Origin of the sequence: Streptomyces sp. NPDC057963, assembly GCF_042887155.1 — a bacterium.
GTDB lineage: Bacteria > Actinomycetota > Actinomycetes > Streptomycetales > Streptomycetaceae > Streptomyces.
On sequence record NZ_JBHVPX010000007.1, the window covers coordinates 346,602 to 361,878 of the forward strand.

Annotated in this window: 15 protein-coding genes and 1 riboswitch; of the genes, 6 read left to right on the forward strand and 9 right to left on the reverse strand. The window is 72.9% G+C overall.

The window, feature by feature from the left end:
• Window positions 1-80: 80 nt before the first annotated feature.
• Window positions 81-216: riboswitch (cobalamin riboswitch) on the reverse strand.
• A gap of 53 nt (window positions 217-269) precedes the next feature.
• Window positions 270-1,310, reverse strand: coding sequence for an MBL fold metallo-hydrolase (locus tag ACFVT1_RS19375; RefSeq protein WP_389796753.1), 1,041 nt, complete (start codon window positions 1,308-1,310; stop codon window positions 270-272).
• Between the two features lie 263 nt (window positions 1,311-1,573).
• Window positions 1,574-2,077 (reverse strand): lipocalin-like domain-containing protein, encoded by a 504-nt coding sequence (locus ACFVT1_RS19380; RefSeq protein ID WP_389796755.1) that lies wholly within the window; start codon window positions 2,075-2,077, stop codon window positions 1,574-1,576.
• Window positions 2,078-2,328: 251 nt separating this feature from the next.
• On the opposite strand from ACFVT1_RS19380, the gene ACFVT1_RS19385 reads away from it, so the two are divergent.
• The 3 genes from ACFVT1_RS19385 to ACFVT1_RS19395 all read left to right on the forward strand — a co-directional run bounded on the left by ACFVT1_RS19385 (window position 2,329) and on the right by ACFVT1_RS19395 (window position 4,395).
• Window positions 2,329-3,789: an aldehyde dehydrogenase gene (locus tag ACFVT1_RS19385; protein WP_389796758.1), complete on the forward strand. Its 1,461-nt coding sequence runs from the start codon at window positions 2,329-2,331 to the stop codon at window positions 3,787-3,789.
• Window positions 3,789-4,022, forward strand: a complete 234-nt coding sequence (locus tag ACFVT1_RS19390) for a ferredoxin (protein ID WP_389796761.1) — start codon at window positions 3,789-3,791, stop codon at window positions 4,020-4,022. The genes ACFVT1_RS19385 and ACFVT1_RS19390 overlap by 1 nt, the downstream gene beginning before the upstream one ends.
• 163 nt (window positions 4,023-4,185) lie before the next feature.
• Complete coding sequence (locus tag ACFVT1_RS19395; RefSeq protein ID WP_389796763.1) at window positions 4,186-4,395, forward strand: hypothetical protein; 210 nt, start codon at window positions 4,186-4,188, stop codon at window positions 4,393-4,395.
• 75 nt (window positions 4,396-4,470) lie between these two features.
• Here ACFVT1_RS19395 and ACFVT1_RS19400 read toward each other — a convergent pair whose 3' ends face one another.
• A complete protein-coding gene (locus ACFVT1_RS19400) occupies window positions 4,471-4,914 on the reverse strand; it encodes a hypothetical protein (RefSeq protein WP_389796766.1) in 444 nt (147 codons plus the stop codon).
• Window positions 4,915-5,122: 208 nt separating this feature from the next.
• The gene (locus ACFVT1_RS19405; protein WP_389796769.1) at window positions 5,123-6,583 is read right to left on the reverse strand and encodes a PHB depolymerase family esterase; all 1,461 of its coding nucleotides are present in this window, start codon (window positions 6,581-6,583) and stop codon (window positions 5,123-5,125) included.
• A gap of 226 nt (window positions 6,584-6,809) precedes the next feature.
• On the opposite strand from ACFVT1_RS19405, the gene ACFVT1_RS19410 reads away from it, so the two are divergent.
• The 3 genes from ACFVT1_RS19410 to ACFVT1_RS19420 all read left to right on the forward strand — a co-directional run bounded on the left by ACFVT1_RS19410 (window position 6,810) and on the right by ACFVT1_RS19420 (window position 10,755).
• Window positions 6,810-7,796, forward strand: a complete 987-nt coding sequence (locus tag ACFVT1_RS19410) for an aldo/keto reductase (RefSeq protein WP_389796771.1) — start codon at window positions 6,810-6,812, stop codon at window positions 7,794-7,796.
• Window positions 7,797-7,905: 109 nt separating this feature from the next.
• Window positions 7,906-8,748 carry a 3-hydroxybutyrate dehydrogenase gene (locus ACFVT1_RS19415; RefSeq protein ID WP_389796773.1) on the forward strand — a complete coding sequence of 281 codons (843 nt, stop codon included), beginning with the start codon at window positions 7,906-7,908 and terminating at the stop codon, window positions 8,746-8,748.
• Window positions 8,749-8,778: 30 nt separating this feature from the next.
• Entirely contained in the window at window positions 8,779-10,755 is a 1,977-nt protein-coding gene (locus ACFVT1_RS19420) for a helix-turn-helix domain-containing protein (protein WP_389796776.1), read from the forward strand.
• A gap of 38 nt (window positions 10,756-10,793) precedes the next feature.
• Here the strand turns inward: ACFVT1_RS19420 and ACFVT1_RS19425 are convergent, their stop codons facing one another.
• Genes ACFVT1_RS19425 through ACFVT1_RS19445 form a run of 5 tightly spaced genes read right to left on the reverse strand, consistent with a single transcriptional unit; the run spans window position 10,794 to window position 15,277 of the window.
• Window positions 10,794-11,696 (reverse strand): alpha/beta hydrolase, encoded by a 903-nt coding sequence (locus ACFVT1_RS19425; protein ID WP_389796778.1) that lies wholly within the window; start codon window positions 11,694-11,696, stop codon window positions 10,794-10,796.
• Window positions 11,693-12,841, reverse strand: coding sequence for a branched-chain amino acid ABC transporter permease (locus ACFVT1_RS19430; protein ID WP_389796781.1), 1,149 nt, complete (start codon window positions 12,839-12,841; stop codon window positions 11,693-11,695). Before ACFVT1_RS19430 ends, ACFVT1_RS19425 begins: the two co-directional genes overlap by 4 nt.
• Window positions 12,838-13,725 (reverse strand): branched-chain amino acid ABC transporter permease, encoded by an 888-nt coding sequence (locus ACFVT1_RS19435; protein WP_389796784.1) that lies wholly within the window; start codon window positions 13,723-13,725, stop codon window positions 12,838-12,840. The genes ACFVT1_RS19430 and ACFVT1_RS19435 overlap by 4 nt, the downstream gene beginning before the upstream one ends.
• The gene (locus tag ACFVT1_RS19440; protein ID WP_389796787.1) at window positions 13,725-14,489 is read right to left on the reverse strand and encodes an ABC transporter ATP-binding protein; all 765 of its coding nucleotides are present in this window, start codon (window positions 14,487-14,489) and stop codon (window positions 13,725-13,727) included. The genes ACFVT1_RS19435 and ACFVT1_RS19440 overlap by 1 nt, the downstream gene beginning before the upstream one ends.
• Window positions 14,486-15,277, reverse strand: a complete 792-nt coding sequence (locus tag ACFVT1_RS19445) for an ABC transporter ATP-binding protein (RefSeq protein ID WP_389796790.1) — start codon at window positions 15,275-15,277, stop codon at window positions 14,486-14,488. The genes ACFVT1_RS19440 and ACFVT1_RS19445 overlap by 4 nt, the downstream gene beginning before the upstream one ends.

Here is a 15,277-nt window from a genome sequence, read left to right on the forward strand (position 1 = left end):
TCCGGGCACAGGCACGCTCAGGCACCAGGCTCCGGCCCCGTATTCCTCGACGGTGCCGACCACCGGGGTTCCGGTGGCGGGAGCCGGTCACGACCGCGGACAGGGCATTCCGGCTCACCGCCTGGAACGACGGTTCACGGCTGCGTGGTCAGTGCCGGATTTGCACCGGCTTCCCCCTGAACGGGCATGATGACGACTCGCACACTGTACCGGGCGGGGAGGGGCGGGTTCCGGGCCGGTGGCCGCGGCGAACCCCTTCGTGGAAGTGGTCACACCGCGATGTACGTCACGGGGTCGCTCCCCGCCACGGCCTCCGCGCGCCCCAGCTTCACCAGCCGCCGCAGATGCGCCTCGGCCTCCGAGACGGCGATGTTCCGCGAGCCGCGCGGGATCCGGTCCCACGGCCGGTTCCACTCCATCCGCTCGGCCAGTTCCCACGGCGTCAGGGCGGTGGCCAGCAGCCCGAGCAGCCCGGTCAGCCGCTCCTCGTGATGAGCCAGGAGTTCCCGTACGCGCCCCGCGGCGTCCGCGAACGCGTACTGATGGGCGGGCAGCACCTCCGCCGCCCCGAGCCTGCCGATGCGCTCCAGCGAGTCGAGGTAGTCGCCGAGGGGATCGGTGACCGCGGCGTCGTCCGGGTCCTCGTACAGCCCGATGTGCGGGCTGATCCCGGGCAGCAGATGATCCCCGGAGAAGAGCCGGCCCCGGCCGGGCAGATTCCCCGGATGCCGCTCCTCCAGATGCAGGCAGACATGGCCGGGTGTGTGCCCCGGCGTCCAGATGGCCCGCAGCGTGCGTCCCGCCAGGTCGAGGAGCTCCCCGGGGACGATCTCCCGGTCCGGGAGCGCGGCCCGCTGTCCGGGCAGGGTGGGTGCCCGGCCCCGCTCGGCCGCGGCGGCCCGCAACGGCGCGAGATGCTCCTCGGGCGCACCGACCGCGGTGAGCTTCGCCGCGAGATACGACAGCCAGGTGCCCGGCCGGGACTCACGGGTCCGGCGCACGATCGCGGCGTCCGCCGCATGCATGGCGATCCAGGCCCCCGACGCCTCGCGCACCTGCCCGGAGAGACCGTGGTGGTCGGGATGGTGGTGGGTGACGACCACGCCGTGGACGTCACCGGCATCCGCGCCGACGGCGGCGAGCCCGGCGGTGAGCGTGTCCCACGCCTCCGGGTCGTCCCAGCCCGTGTCGATCAGGACCGGCCCGCGATCGGTGTCGAGGACGTGCACCAGGGTGTGGCCGAGCGGATTGTCCGGGATGGGGACCTTGATGCTGTGCACGCCCCCGCCGTGGTCGGTCACCTGGGTCATGGGCTCGCCCTCTCTCTCCGAGGCATGGCCGGTGTACCGGACGTACGGGTGTGCGGTGCACCGCGCCCACTGTAACGAGAACTTGTTTCAGTAGTAGCCCCGGTCGACCATCTCTTCCGTCCGTGGTCCGCGTGCGCCGGGCGTCACGCGGACCACGGTTCGCGTCAGCGCGAACGGTGCGGGGCGGTCCTCACGGTCCGCATCCCGCGCCGGGCGGTGGACGCGGCCGGCCGGAAGGCCGGTGAACCCGGATCAGCCGTCGCTCACGCGGCCTCCGCGGCCGGCCGGTGCCACACGAGCCGCGGGGCGCGGGCGTCCTCGCCGATCCCCTCGTTCGGGGGGAACAGGGTTAATCGGTCCCCCTCCACTTCCCAGCGGCGCTCCTGCTGGGTGCCGACCCAGGGGCGTAGCGACGCGATGTGCAGGTGGTGGACGACCCGGTCGCCCGTCACCTCGTAGGTTCCCGCATACCCCAGGTACGGAGAGGTCCTGAGCAGGGTCGCGGAGTCGACCGAGTCGGTCGACTCCGGCTCCGCCGCCGGTTCGGAATCCAGGTCCGGGTTCAGCACGCTCACGGACATGTGGCCGTCGGCGGTGTAGGTGATCAGCCCTGTCGGGCGTTGGCCCAGGGGGTGTTCGAGCGTGCGGCCGGAGACGTCCACGATGGCGACGCTGCTGAGCAGCCAGGCGCCTAGGAGGGGATGCCCGGAGGCATCCGGCCGGGGGGCTGATGGATGATGCGGTTCGGTGCGGGACGGGGTGTGCACGTGATTCCCTTCCTGGGTGTATGGACTTCCGGACAGGTGCGTGGGGGACGGCGGTCGTTCTCGTCCCTACCCGTGCGGAACGCCCCGGAAGCGACGGACGTGCGAGGAAACCGACCGGGCGGCACGGCGGCGGCCGTCCGTGCCCGCGTGCTGTCGCGGCCGTGGACTCCTGGAACTGGAACTGGTATCAGTTCTGACACGCAGTCAGTTGGTGAGTCGGGAAACGCGCCGGGTCGCGGGAGGCAGCAGCCATGACCGAGCTTGTCGAACACGGAAAACTGTTCATCGGCGGGGAGTTGGTCGATCCGCTGGGCCGGGAGGTCATCGAGGTCGTCTCGCCCCACACCGAACAGGTCATCGGCCGGGTGCCGCACGCCTGCGAGGGGGATGTGGACCGGGCCGTCGCCGCTGCCCGGCGGGCGTTCGACGAGGGGCCCTGGCCGCGGGCGACCCTGGACGAGCGGATCGCGGTGATCACCCGGATCAAGGACGCGTTCGCCGTGCGGTACGAGGAGATCGCCCGGGTCATCAGCGCGCAGAACGGCACCCCGTACACGTCCGGTGTCATGGTGCAGGCGCTCGCCGCGATGATGGTGTGGGACGCGGCGATCACCGTCGCCCGCTCCTTCTCGTGCGAGGAGCGGCGGGACGGGGTTCTCGGGCCGCTGCTGGTGCGGCGGGAGCCGGTCGGGGTGGTCGCGGCCGTGGTGCCGTGGAACGTCCCGCAGTTCACCGCCGCCGCGAAGCTCGCGCCCGCGCTGCTGGCCGGCTGCTCCGCCGTGCTCAAGGTCTCGCCCGAAACCCCGCTGGACGCCTATGTCCTGGCCGAGATCGCCGCCGAGGCCGGGCTGCCGGAGGGGGTGCTGTCGATCCTTCCGGCCGACCGCGGGGTCAGCGAGTACCTGGTCGGGCATCCCGGCGTCGACAAGGTGTCGTTCACCGGGTCCGTGGCCGCGGGGCGCCGGGTGATGGAGGTCGCCTCCCGCAACCTCACCCGGGTCACGCTGGAACTGGGCGGCAAGTCCGCCGCCGTGATCCTCCCGGACGCCGACCTGGACGCGGCCGTCGCGGGCATCGTCCCCTTCGCCTGGATGATCAACGGTCAGGCGTGTGTCGCCCAGACCCGGATCCTCGCCCCCCGCTCCCGCTACGACGAGATGGCCGAGGCGTTCGCCGCCGCCGCGGGCGCGCTGAAGATCGGCGACCCGCTCGACCCCGCCACCGAACTCGGCCCGCTCGTCGCGCGGCGCCAGCAGCAGCGCTCGCTGGACTACATCCGGATCGGCCAGGACGAGGGCGCCGAACTCCTTGCCGGCGGCGGCCGTCCGGCGTCCCAGGAGCGGGGCTGGTACGTCGAGCCGACCCTCTTCGGCGAGGTCGACAACTCCATGCGCGTCGCCCGCGAGGAGATCTTCGGCCCCGTCATCTGCCTCCTGCCGTACGACGACGAGGACGAGGCCGTACGGATCGCCAACGACTCCGACTACGGCCTCAGCGGCAGCGTCTGGACCGCCGACACGGAGCGCGGTATCGACGTCGCCCGCCGGGTCAGGACGGGCACGTACAGCGTGAACACCTTCAGCCTCGACATGCTCGGCCCCTTCGGCGGCTACAAGAACTCCGGCCTGGGGCGGGAGTTCGGGCCCGAGGGGTACGCCGAGTACTTCGAGCACAAGATGATCCATCTGCCGGCCGGATACGAGGGGGCGTGATGGGGGACCGCTGGTCCGTCGAGGTCGACCGCGGGGTCTGCATCGGCTCCGGGATGTGCGTGAACCACGCGCCGGGCGGATTCGCGCTGGACTCCGCCCGGCAGTCCCGTCCGTCGTCGCCGGAGACCGACGCCAACGAGCAGGTCCTCGCCGCTGCCGAGGGGTGCCCGGTCGAGGCGATCACGATCACGCTGACCGGCTCGGGGGAGGCGGTCTTCCCGCCGGAGGAATAGCGCGGCGGAAGCGGACATCTCCTCGGTGGCGGCCATTTCCCGGAAGGCCCGGAGCGGCCTGTGCTGCCGGATCCGGGCAGTGACCGCCGCCCCGGTACCGGTTACGATCCGGCCACCGCGGGAAGCATGTTCCTGCCGCGACCGGTACGAGGGGTGGTCCGCCATGGTTCAACTGTTGGTGATGTTCGGGGTCCTGACGTCGGCGGTCGTGTATCTGATCGTCGTTCTGCTTCGGCGCGGGAACTCCCGTACGGAGAACTCCGACGGCCTTCTCATGGAGCAGCAGGCGCGGGAGGAGGCGAAGCACACACGTGCCGCCTTCCACTCCGTCACGGTCCACTACTCCATGACCGGCAGGTCCCACAAGTCCTGAGAAGCCGGACCGCCGCGCCCCGGAAGACGGCGACCCGGATCCGGACCGAACCGCGCGGCGGTGGGAACGGCCGGGTCAGCGGGGTGGGAACAGGACCAGGCACTGGTCCCATTCGTCCGCCGCCCGGCGCAGTTCCTCGGCGGTGGTCCTGATCTCGATCACGTACTCGTCCGGCCCGTCACCGCTCCGGCGCCGCGCGGGCGCCGCCTCGTAGCGGAGGTGTACGCGGACCGCCCCGGCGCCAGGACGCCCCGCGGCATGGCTGAACGACAGAACGGGCTCCAGGAAGGAAAGGCCCGGCAGTGTGCCCGTGAGTGTCTCCCCGCTCGCGGCGCGCAGCCACGGGGAGATCTGGCGTGCCTCCTCGGTCAGCAGGCACGGGTCGGTGAAGGACCAACAGACCCTGGAGGTGGACACCCTGCCCTCGACGACGAGCCAGTTGTCGTCGTACCGGTCGCCGATGACCGCCGGGAACTGGTAGCGCAGCGGACGCAGTTCGATGCGATGTTCGTGATCCATGAGCAGCACCGCCCAAGGGTGTCATGCACTCTCCCGCACACCAACGTGAATAAATGCGGAACCGGCCGAATATCAGAGGCCGCAGATCTCGGCGGGCGCGGTTTTTTCACCCGTGAAACGGCCATTTCGGTATTCGGTATTGGCTTCCCGGAGTATGCGGTCCTCCGAATCGACTTGATTCATGTGGTTCCGCCAGTTCGAGACGGGCTCACCGGTTCGTACATCCGGTGTCGGCAATCACGAAATATCCCGCCGGTGACTCTCTCAGCGTGTGCGTGACGAAGACGTTGTACAGGCCCATGTTCTCGTTCGAACCGTTGGCGTACGCATAGCCGCCCGTGGTGTGCGCTCGTCCCGCGGCCACGTGCGCGTAGTTGGTCGCCGTGAGGCACCGGGCGGGTGCGCCGCCGGAGGTGGTGGCCGTCACCTGGGGCGAGGGGGCGCCGGATGTGGCCGATTCGTCGACCGCCGTGACCGTGTACTGGTAGGCGGTACCGGCGGCGAGGCCCGTGTCCGTGTACGCGGTGGCGGCGGCGGAGGCGACCTTCGTACCGTCGCGGTGGACCGTGTACGAGGCCGCGCCCGGGACCGCGTCCCAGGAGAGCGAGGCGCTGTCCGCCGTGACGCCGGTGACCCGCAGACCGGACGGGGCGGGCAGTCGGCCGCCGCCCGGTGCGCCCTGGTCCAGGCCCCAGAAGACACCCGTGTAGTACGTCGAGCAGAGGGCGCTCAGGAAGTACGCGCCCGCCGAACCGCACCGGTCGGCGCCCGAGCCGGCGCTCACGGCCAGGCCGTGGCCCATGCCGGCGACGGAGTACGTCTCCACGGCGGGCTTCCCGGACGCGTCGTCGTAGACGCTGCGTGTGGTGTTCCCGGGGAGGGTGTCCGTGGACGACGGGGTCCTGCCGATGCCCCAGACGTCCGTCCACTGGTCGCGCAGGGCCGTGGCGTTGGCGGGGTACACCGTGTAGTCGGAGGTGCCCTGCCAGATCGCCACACGGGGCCAGGGTCCCGCGTAACCGGGGTGGGCGCCGCGGACCTTGTCGCCCCACTGCGCGGGCGTCAGCTTCTGCGGGCCCGTCTGGCAGCCGGAGGCGGCCGCCTGGCTCGTCGCGCACTGGGCGGGCAGGCCCGAGGCGACCGAGCCGCCCGCGAACACGTCTGGGTACGCGGCCAGCAGATCGGCCGTCATCCCGCCGCCGGCCGAGAGACCGGTGACGTACACCCGGCGGGCGTCCGAGCCGTACTGCTGCTTCGCGTGCTCCACCATCTGCACGATCGAGGCGGCCTCGCCCCGGTCCCTGCTGTCCTCGGCCGGGTCGAACCAACTGAAGCAGGACAGCGCGTTGTTGGCGGACGTGGTCTGCGGGAAGACCACGGCGAAGCCCCACCGACCGGCGTACTCCGGCCAGCCCGAGTGGGTGTAGTAGTCGGTGGCGGTCTGCGTACAGCCGTGCAGGGCGACCACCAGCGGCGCGTTCGCGGGGAGACCGGCGGGGGCGTACTCGTACATCTGGAGGTTGCCGGGGTTCGTGCCGAAGGCGGTGACCTGCTCCAGACCGCCGGCGGCAGCGGCCGGCTGTGCCGCTGCGACGGTGCCCGGCACCGCCGCGACGAGAACGAGAGCGGTCGTGGACGCGACGCGGCGGAGCAGGACGGATGGGCGCACGGGTTCCTCCCTGTTCGGACGGTGCGGGCGGTGCCGGCCGTCGCATCGGACGGGTGCGCGGCGGACGCTATGAGGCCGGGCCTGCGGCGCCCATGGGCCGCGCGGACACTCCGCGGTCCCGGCTGTGTGCCGCACCGCCCTTGCGCACGTTGACATGGAGTGCGCTCCAACAGGCAGACTCCCCGCCAACGCCCGTACGCAGACGGGCCGCTGAGGGAGGACCCGCATGCGCTACCGCACCATCGGCACCGACCCCGCCACCCGCCGGGAGGTCAGCGTGCTCAGTCTCGGCGCCATGCTGATGGGCACCCGCACCGACGAGGCGACATCGTTCGCGATCCTCGACCGGTACGCCGAGGCCGGCGGAACCTTCATCGACACGTCCGACAACTACGCGTTCTGGATCGACGGAACCCGGGGCGGGGAGAGTGAGAAGCTGCTCGGCCGCTGGCGCCGCAGCCGCGGCGTCGGGGACGAGATCGTCATCGCCACCAAGGTCGGGGCCCGGCCGAACGTCCCCGCCACCGACTTCTCCCAGGGCATCGAAGGGCTCTCGGCCGAGGTGATACGCCAGTCCGCGGAACAGAGCCGGGAGCAACTCGGCGTGGACAGGCTGGACCTGCTGTACGCGCACGTCCAGGACCCGGGCGTGCCGACGGCGGAGACCGTCGGGGCCTTCGCGGAACTGGTCGCCGAAGGCACCGTCGGCCTGCTCGGGGTGAGCAACCACTGGGCGTGGCAGGTGGAGCGGGCCCGTACCGTCGCCGCGGCCGCCGGTCTGCCCGGGTACGACGTCCTCCAGTACCACCACAGCTATCTGCGGCGGCGCACGGACGCGCCGAGCCGGCGCTCCCCGGACGGCCAGGAAGGGGTGGCCGGCGGAGACCTGCTCAGCTATCTGCGGGCCGAACCCGCGCTTGTACCGGTGGCCTACTCGCCGCTGCTGTCCGGCGCCTACGTCCGGGTGGACAAGCCGCTGGGCCCGGAGTTCGACCACCCCGGCACCACCGCCCGGCAGGCGGCCCTGCGGGCGGTCGCCGCGGAGACCGGGGCGACCGTCAACCAGGTGGTGCTGGCCTGGCTCATCGGGGGCGACATCCCGTTCGTCCCGCTGGTCGGCGCCTCCTCGGTCGCGCAACTGGACGAGAGCCTGGCCGCGGTGGACCTGGAGCTGACCGCGGAGCAGCGGGCGGTGCTGGACGCGGCCCACTGACGGTCCCCGGCGCGGGCCCGCACCATGTACGCCGCCACCATGCCGGCGTACGACGGTGTGTGCACCGGCCCCGTGTGACGCGGGCTCCGGCCTCCTTACGGTGACGACCATGGAGACTCCTCAGAGCCCCGACCACGGGCCCGCCCCGCACGCCGCCCCGGCCACCGTCCCGCCGCTCGCCGCCGGTCCCTCGCCGTCGTCCGCGGACCGGCTCCTCGCCGGGCGCACCGCCCTGGTGACGGGTGCGGCGAGCGGCATCGGGCGGGCCTGCGCGCAGGCCCTGGCCGCCGCGGGAGCCCATGTCCACGTGGTGGACAAGACCGCCGGCGCCGCCGAGGAGCTGGCGCGGTCGATCGGCGGGACGGCGTGGGTGGTCGATCTCTCCGACCCCGACGCGGTGGACACGCTGCCCGCCGGCGCGGACGTCGTGGTCAACAACGCCGGGCTCCAGCACGTCGCCCCCGTGCACGAGTTCCCGCCGGACCGCTTCGCACTGATCCAGCGGGTCATGGTGGAGGCACCGTTCCGCATCTTGCGCCGGACCCTGCCGGGCATGTACGAACGCGGCTGGGGGCGCGTGGTCAACATCTCGTCCGTGCACGGCCTTCGGGCCAGCCCCTACAAGTCGGCCTATGTGACGGCCAAGCACGCACTGGAGGGACTCAGCAAGGTGGTCGCGCTCGAAGCGGCGGAGCACGGGGTGACGAGCAACTGCGTCAACCCCGGGTACGTACGCACCCCGCTGGTCGAGAACCAGATCGTGGACCAGGCCCGTACCCACGGCATCTCCGAGGAGGAGGTGGTGGGCCGGGTCATGCTGGAACGCAGCGCGATCAAGCGCCTGATCGAACCCGACGAGGTCGCCGAGGCCGTGCTGTGGCTCTGCGGGCCGCGTACCGGGCACATCACCGGCACCTCGCTCTCCATGGACGGCGGCTGGACCGCCAACTGACCCCCCGCCCTCGACGAACGCCGGTCGCCCATGTCTGAACCGTCCGCCTCCGCCGCGCCCCACCTGCGGCGCCTCCTCGATCTGCTGGCCGACGACGCCCCCGCCGAGGCGCTGGGCGCCGTCTCCTCGCAGGCGCGGGCCGACGGGGTGCCCGCGGGCGACCTGGCGGAGGTGGAGCGGGCCACCGCCACCGCCCTGCGGATCAGGGGCGCCCTGCGGCAGCACCGGCGCCGCGAGCTCCAGCTCACCGCGCTCTTCGACACGGCGGGCGATCTGGCCGCCTCCCGCGACCTGGACGAGGTACTGAACGCCATCGTCCGCCGGGCCAGGATGCTGCTCGGCACCGACACCGCCTACCTCACGCTCCCCGACGAAGAGGCGGGGGACACCTACATGCGGGTCACCGACGGCTCCGTCTCGGTGCAGTTCCAGCGACTGCGGCTGGAGCTGGGCGAAGGGCTCGGCGGTCTGGTCGCACAGACCGCGAGCCCGTACGCCACCCCCGACTACCGCACCGACGACCGCTTCCACCACACCCGCAACATCGATTCCGCGGTGCTCGACGACGGACTCGTCGCCATCCTGGGCGTGCCCCTGCTCCTGGGCTCCAGCCGCGGCGGCACCGGAAAGGTCATCGGCGTCCTCTTCGCCGCCGACCGCGCCCCCCGCGTCTTCAGCCCCGACGAGGTCGCCCTGCTGTGCTCGCTCGCCGCACACGCCGCGATCGCCATCGACACCGCCCGCGCACTCGACGACACCCGGTCCGCACTGGACGAACTCGCCGGGGCGAACGCGGAGCTGGCCGAGGCCAATGCCGCCGTACGGGCCCACTCGGCGGCCATGCGGCGGGCCGAGGAGTCCCACGACCGGCTGACCGACCTGGTGCTGCGCGGCCGTGACGTCAAGGAGGTCGCCGCGGCGGTCGCCGGGCTGCTGGACTCCCCGCTCACCATCCACGACCCGGGCGGGCGGCCCCTGGCGGCCGTCCGGCCCGACGGCACGGACTTCGCCGTCGACAGCATGGACGCCGGGTGGCTGGCCGAGACCGCCGAGGAGTCCCGTACGGGTGCCCGTGCCGTGCACCGCGACGGCCGGTGGATCTGCGCCGTGCTCGCCGGACGGGAACTCATGGCCGGCCTGGTCCTGCACCGGCGCCGGCAGCTCGACGACTCCGACCGGCGGCTGTTCGAGCGGGCCTCGGTGGTCACCGGACTCCTCCTGCTGCTGCGGCGCACGGTCGCCGAGACCGAGAACAGGATCCGCGGGGAACTGATCACCGACCTGCTGACCGACGCGGACCGCGACCCGGCCGGGCTCGCCGAACGCGGCCGGCGCCTCGGTGTCGACCTCGACCGCCCGCATCTGCTGCTGGTGGCCGAGGGCGGCACCCGGGAGCGGCTGGTCCCTGCCGCGATGCGCTATCTGTTCGGCGGGGAGATCCACGGCGTGAGCGCCGAACACCACGGGAACGTGGTGCTGCTGATCGGCGCCGGCGACCCAGGCCCGGCCGCCGGTGACGTGGCGCGCGCGGCGGCGGCACAGCTCGGTCAGCTGGTCCAGGCCCCCGTCACCGTCGCCGCCACCGGCCCGGCCCGCGGCGCCCGCGAGCTGGCCTCCGCGTACCGGGAGGCCGCCCGCTGCCTGCGTGCCCTGCGGGTCCTGGGGCGTACCGGCGAGGGCGCGTGCGTCGAGGAACTCGGCTTCCTGGGAGTGGTGTTGGGCAACGCCCAGGACGTCGACGGCTTCGTCTCGGCGACACTGGGGCCCCTGCTGGACTACGACGCGCGGCGCGGCACGCATCTCATACGCACCCTCGGCGCCTATTTCGGGTCCGGGGGCAGCCTCATCCGTGCCAAGGACGAACTCCACGTGCACGTCAACACGGTGGTGCAGCGGCTCGACCGGGTGCAGGTGCTGCTGGGGCGGGACTGGAACGAGCCCGGACGGGCGCTGGAGCTCCAACTGGCGCTGCGCTTGCATGCGCTGGCGGGCGGCCGGGAGCGGTAGGGGCCGGCCGCCCGGGGAGCGCTGCGGTGCCTCCGTCCTCAGGCGCCGGACGGGCCGGGCACGCCGGACACGGCCGACAAGTGGCGGGCGACTTCTCCGGCGCCCGCCTCCCCCGTCAGCAGTGTGTAGTGGTTGACGTCCCGTACCGCTACCGGCGTCACCCCGGTGCCTTCGAGTCCGGCCGCCGCCAGGCGGGCCTCGTCGTACAGGCCCTGCTCCTCGTCCATCAGGCCCCGCTGCGCCCACAGCAGCGTCGCCGGGGCCGGCAGCTTCCGTACCGCCGTCAGTACCTCCTCGTCGAAGAGGCCGATGCCGTCGGTGCGCACCGCCTCGATCCGGCAGGTGGAGCGCATGGCGGGTTCGGCCCCGGTCAGATCGCGCTGGATGTACGCGTCGACCTCGGCCGACCAGGCATCCGCGAACGCGGGGTGCGCCTGCCAGAAGGAGCGGTACGCCGCCCGGTCGGGGAAGGCCATCGACAGCCGGTCCATGGCCGGGCCGATCACGGCGGTCATCAGCTCGTCCGGGGAGAGATGCGTGGGAGCGGGGAAGCCGATGCCGCCGTCGACCAGCAGCAGCGGCCCGAACCGTTCCGGATGGCGTACGGCGGCCAGCGCCGCGACGAACGCGCCCATCGAATGGCCCGCCAGCACCGCCCGGCCCGGGGCCAGGGCCTCGGCCAGGGCGGCGACGTCGTCGGCGTGCCGGGCGATCCCGTAGGGACCCGGCAGGACGGAACTCCCGGCCCGGCCGCGCAGGTCCGGGGCGATCAGGGTGAGGCGGCCGTCCAGCAGCCTCGCCACCGTGCCCCAGGACAGCGCGTTGGCCGTGATGCCGTGCACGGCGACGACGACCGGTGCGTCCGGCTCCCGGGCCGGCCACCGGAGCACGGCCAACTCGCCCCCGGGCACGGGGACCTTTACCTCTTCGTACGGAATCACGGGCGTCCGTTCTCCTTCCGGGCCTTCCTGGCCGGGAGCGTTCCGGTGGTGGCGGGAGCGCGGCGCGGCGCGGCCGGCCGGGACGGCAGCCGGGCCAGGCCGCCGGGCAGCAGGTGTACCACGGCCACGAACAGCACACCGAGTACGAACAGCGGCTGGGACAGCGGCACCCGCAGCACGGCGGGCAGTCCGGCGACCGCGCCCGACCCGGCCAGATCGCCGAGCCGGTGATCGGCCCAGGTGTAGAGGATGCCGCCGGCCATCGGGCCCCAGCGGGTGCCCGACCCGCCCAGCACCACCATCACCAGCAGGGAGAGGGTGAAGTCGGAGGTGGTCGTCTGCGGCGTCGAGCCGCCGGTGAGCAGCAGGTGCACCAGGCCGCCCAGCGCGGCCAGCGCACCCGCCAGGACGAACGCCGTCAGCTTGAAGCCGTACGGCTTCAACCCCAGTACTTCCACCCGGCGTTCGTTCTCCTTGATGCCCTCCCAGACCCGTCCGGTGGGGGAGTGGACCGCCCAGTGGACGACGGCGAGGGTGAGGACCAGATAGGCGAGCGCCACCCAGTAGAGGTTCGCGGTGTGCTCGATTCCCACGAGCGCGGACGGCAGCAGATCGGCGGGGGCGGCCCGGCCCTCCTCCCCGCCGGTGAGACCGCCGGGGTTGCGGGAGACCAGGATCGAGCCCGCCTGGGCGAAGGCCAGCGTCACCATGGAGAAGCCGATCCCGGTGACCCGCAGGCTCACCGACCCCAGCACCAGCGCGAGCGCGATCCCGCAGCAGAGGCCGAGCAGCGCGGACACGGCGAACGGGAGGCCCGCCTCCAGCAGGAACATGTTGGTGGCGTAGCTGCCCGCGGCGAAGTGGAGCGCGTGCCCGAAGGAGAGCAGCCCGGTGCGGCCGAGCAGCAGATCGTAGCCGGTCGCCAGTGCCCCGAACAGCAGGCAGGTGGCGATGAGTTGGAGGTTTCCGGGGCTTCCGAGGGGGCCGTCCAGCAGCCCCGGCAGCGGCAGCGCGCTGTACGGCGCGAGGAAGAGGAGGAGCAGCGCGGCGGCGGGCCACCAGCGGCGCAGCGGCCGGACGGTGCTGCCGGCGGCCGGTGCGGCCGGGTGTCCGTCGCGGTCGTGTGTCTCGGTGACGGTGCTCACGCGAGCCTCCCGGTCAGTCCGCGCGGCCGGACGAGCAGCAGCGCGGCGAGCAGGACGACGACGGCCAGGTCGCCGAGGCCCGCTGCGGTGTAGTAGTTGGCGAACTGCTGGACCAGGCCGATGACGACGGACGCCGCGGCGGCACCGGTCACCGAGCCCAGGCCCCCGGTGACCACCACGACGAACGCGAAGATCAGCAGCGAGGTGCCCTGGCGGGGGTCGACCGAGCCGAAGTACAGGCCGCCGAGCGCCCCGCCGAGCGCGGCGGCCGAGCCGCCGATCGCGAAGACGAGGGTGAACGCCCTGCGCACGTCGATGCCGAGCGCGGTGACCATCGCCCGGTCCTCGACACCGGCCCGTACCACCAGGCCGTGCCGGGTGCGGCCGAGGAAGAGCCGCAGCGCCACGAGTACGACGACCGCCGCCGCGACCAGCACCAGCCGGTTGACCGGGACCCGTGCGCCGAGCAGCCCGAAGGTGCCGGACAGCGCCTCGGGCCCCGGGAAGGTCCGGGCGTCCGAGCCCCAGATCCCCGACAGCAGCGCCGGGACGGCGAGCCCCACCCCGACCGTGGCGAGGACCTGCTCGCGCGGCCGGGTGTAGAGCGGGCGGACGACGGCGAGTTCCAGCAGCACGGCGGCCGCGGTGCCCACCGCCGTACCGAACAGGACCGCGAGGGCGAAGCCCGCTCCGCCCGGTCCGGCGCCGGGCAGATTCCCGGCGGCGGCCCACCAGGTGCCGTAGGCGCCGATGGAGAGCAGCGCCCCGTGGGCGAAGTTGAGCACGTCCATCAGCCCGAAGATCAGTGAGAGTCCCGATGCGATCAGGAAGTACAGCGCCCCCAGACCGAGTCCGGTCATGGTGAGCAGGACGACGGTGGACATCAGGAATCCGCCTCCACGGCCGGAGAAGAAGAGTGCGGGGTCACGGCCGCGACCGGACCGCGGCCCACGCCCAGCAGGCGCCGTGCCGCCTCCGCGTCGCCCAGCAGCCCGGCGGCCGGCCCCTGATGGGCGGTCCGGCCGTCGGCGAGCACCACGCAGTGCTCGGCCAGACGCCGTACGACGGCGAGGTTCTGCTCCACGAGCAGCACCGGCACCGCCTCGGCGGCCCGCTCCAGCACCTGGGCGACCTCGGTGACCACCTTGGGCGCCAGACCCTTGGTGGGTTCGTCGGCGATGATCAGCCGGTTGCCGTTCAGAAGCGTGCGGCCGATGGCCACCATCTGCTGCTGCCCGCCGGACAGCGTCCCGGCCAACTGCCGCTCCCGGCGCTTCAGTTCGGGAAAGAGTTCGTGGACGAGCGGGTACGCGGGCGTGCCCCCGCCGGGCCGTTCGGCCAGGCGCAGGTTCTCCGCCACCGTCAGCCCGGCGAAGATCCCCCGGTCCTCGGGGGCGTAGCCGATGCCCAGCCGCACCACGGTGTGGGTGGGCATCGACACGGTCTCCTCGCCGTCCAGCCGCACGCTGCCGGTGCGCGGGACGAGGCCGAGGACGCCGCGTACGGTCGTGGTCTTCCCGGCGCCGTTGCGGCCCAGGAGCGCGGTCACGCCGTGCGGGGCGACGTCCAGGTCCACGCCGTGCAGGATGTGCCGGCCGCCGATCAGGACCCTCAGGTCCCGTACGGCGAGCAGGGGCTCGGTCGTCACAATCCCTCCCCGAGGTAGGCCTGTTGCACGGTCGGGTCGGCGGTCACGGCCTCGGGGGTGTCCAGCGCCAGCAGCCGGCCGTGGTGCATCACGGCGAGCCGGTCGGCCAGGCCCAGCAGGACGTCCATGTGGTGCTCGACCATCAGGACGGTGCGGCCCTCGTCCCGGTGCAGGGTGCGGATCAGTTCGGTCAGCGCGGGCACCTCCTCCGCGCTCACGCCGGCCATCGGCTCGTCCAGCAGCATCAGCCGCGGCTCGCCGACCAGCAGCACCGCCAGCTCCAGCTTCCGCTTCTCGCCGTGCGACAGCTCGGACGCCGTCGCCCGCGCCCGGTGGCCGAGACCGGTGCGCTCCAGTACGCCGTCCACCTCGGCGGTGTACGGGGAGGCGCGCCGCCACAGCCGGTACGAGCCGCCCCCGGCCGCCTGCGCGGCCAGCCGGACGTGGTCGGCCACGGTCGTCCCGGGCCAGAGGCTGGACGTCTGGAACGTGCGGCCGATGCCGCGCCGCGCCCGTGCGTACGCGGGGCGGCCCGTCATGTCCGCACCGTCCAGCTCGATCGTGCCCGACGTGGCCGTGGTCAGCCCGCTGATCAGGTTGAACAGGGAAGTCTTGCCGGCCCCGTTGGGGCCGATGAAGGCGAGGAACTCGCCCTCGCCGACGCTCAGCGTGACGTCCTCGACGATCGTCGCCCCGCCGACGGTCCAGCCGAGGCCGGTCAGCCGGAGCACCGGGGCGGCGGTCCGCGCCCCGGCAGAGTGCTCCGCGGTGGTCTCCGGTACGGCCAC

What these genes read in the sequence shown, in the direction of transcription:
- ACFVT1_RS19385 (WP_389796758.1), top strand. Translation starts at nt 2,329, where the DNA reads ATGACCGAGCTTGTCGAACACGGAAAACTGTTCATCGGCGGGGAGTTG.
- ACFVT1_RS19415 (WP_389796773.1), top strand. Translation starts at nt 7,906, where the DNA reads ATGGAGACTCCTCAGAGCCCCGACCACGGGCCCGCCCCGCACGCCGCC.
- ACFVT1_RS19420 (WP_389796776.1), top strand. Translation starts at nt 8,779, where the DNA reads ATGTCTGAACCGTCCGCCTCCGCCGCGCCCCACCTGCGGCGCCTCCTC.
- ACFVT1_RS19410 (WP_389796771.1), top strand. Translation starts at nt 6,810, where the DNA reads ATGCGCTACCGCACCATCGGCACCGACCCCGCCACCCGCCGGGAGGTC.
- ACFVT1_RS19390 (WP_389796761.1), top strand. Translation starts at nt 3,789, where the DNA reads ATGGGGGACCGCTGGTCCGTCGAGGTCGACCGCGGGGTCTGCATCGGC.
- ACFVT1_RS19375 (WP_389796753.1), bottom strand. Translation starts at nt 1,310, where the DNA reads ATGACCCAGGTGACCGACCACGGCGGGGGCGTGCACAGCATCAAGGTC.
- ACFVT1_RS19435 (WP_389796784.1), bottom strand. Translation starts at nt 13,725, where the DNA reads ATGTCCACCGTCGTCCTGCTCACCATGACCGGACTCGGTCTGGGGGCG.
- ACFVT1_RS19395 (WP_389796763.1), top strand. Translation starts at nt 4,186, where the DNA reads ATGGTTCAACTGTTGGTGATGTTCGGGGTCCTGACGTCGGCGGTCGTG.
- ACFVT1_RS19400 (WP_389796766.1), bottom strand. Translation starts at nt 4,914, where the DNA reads ATGGATCACGAACATCGCATCGAACTGCGTCCGCTGCGCTACCAGTTC.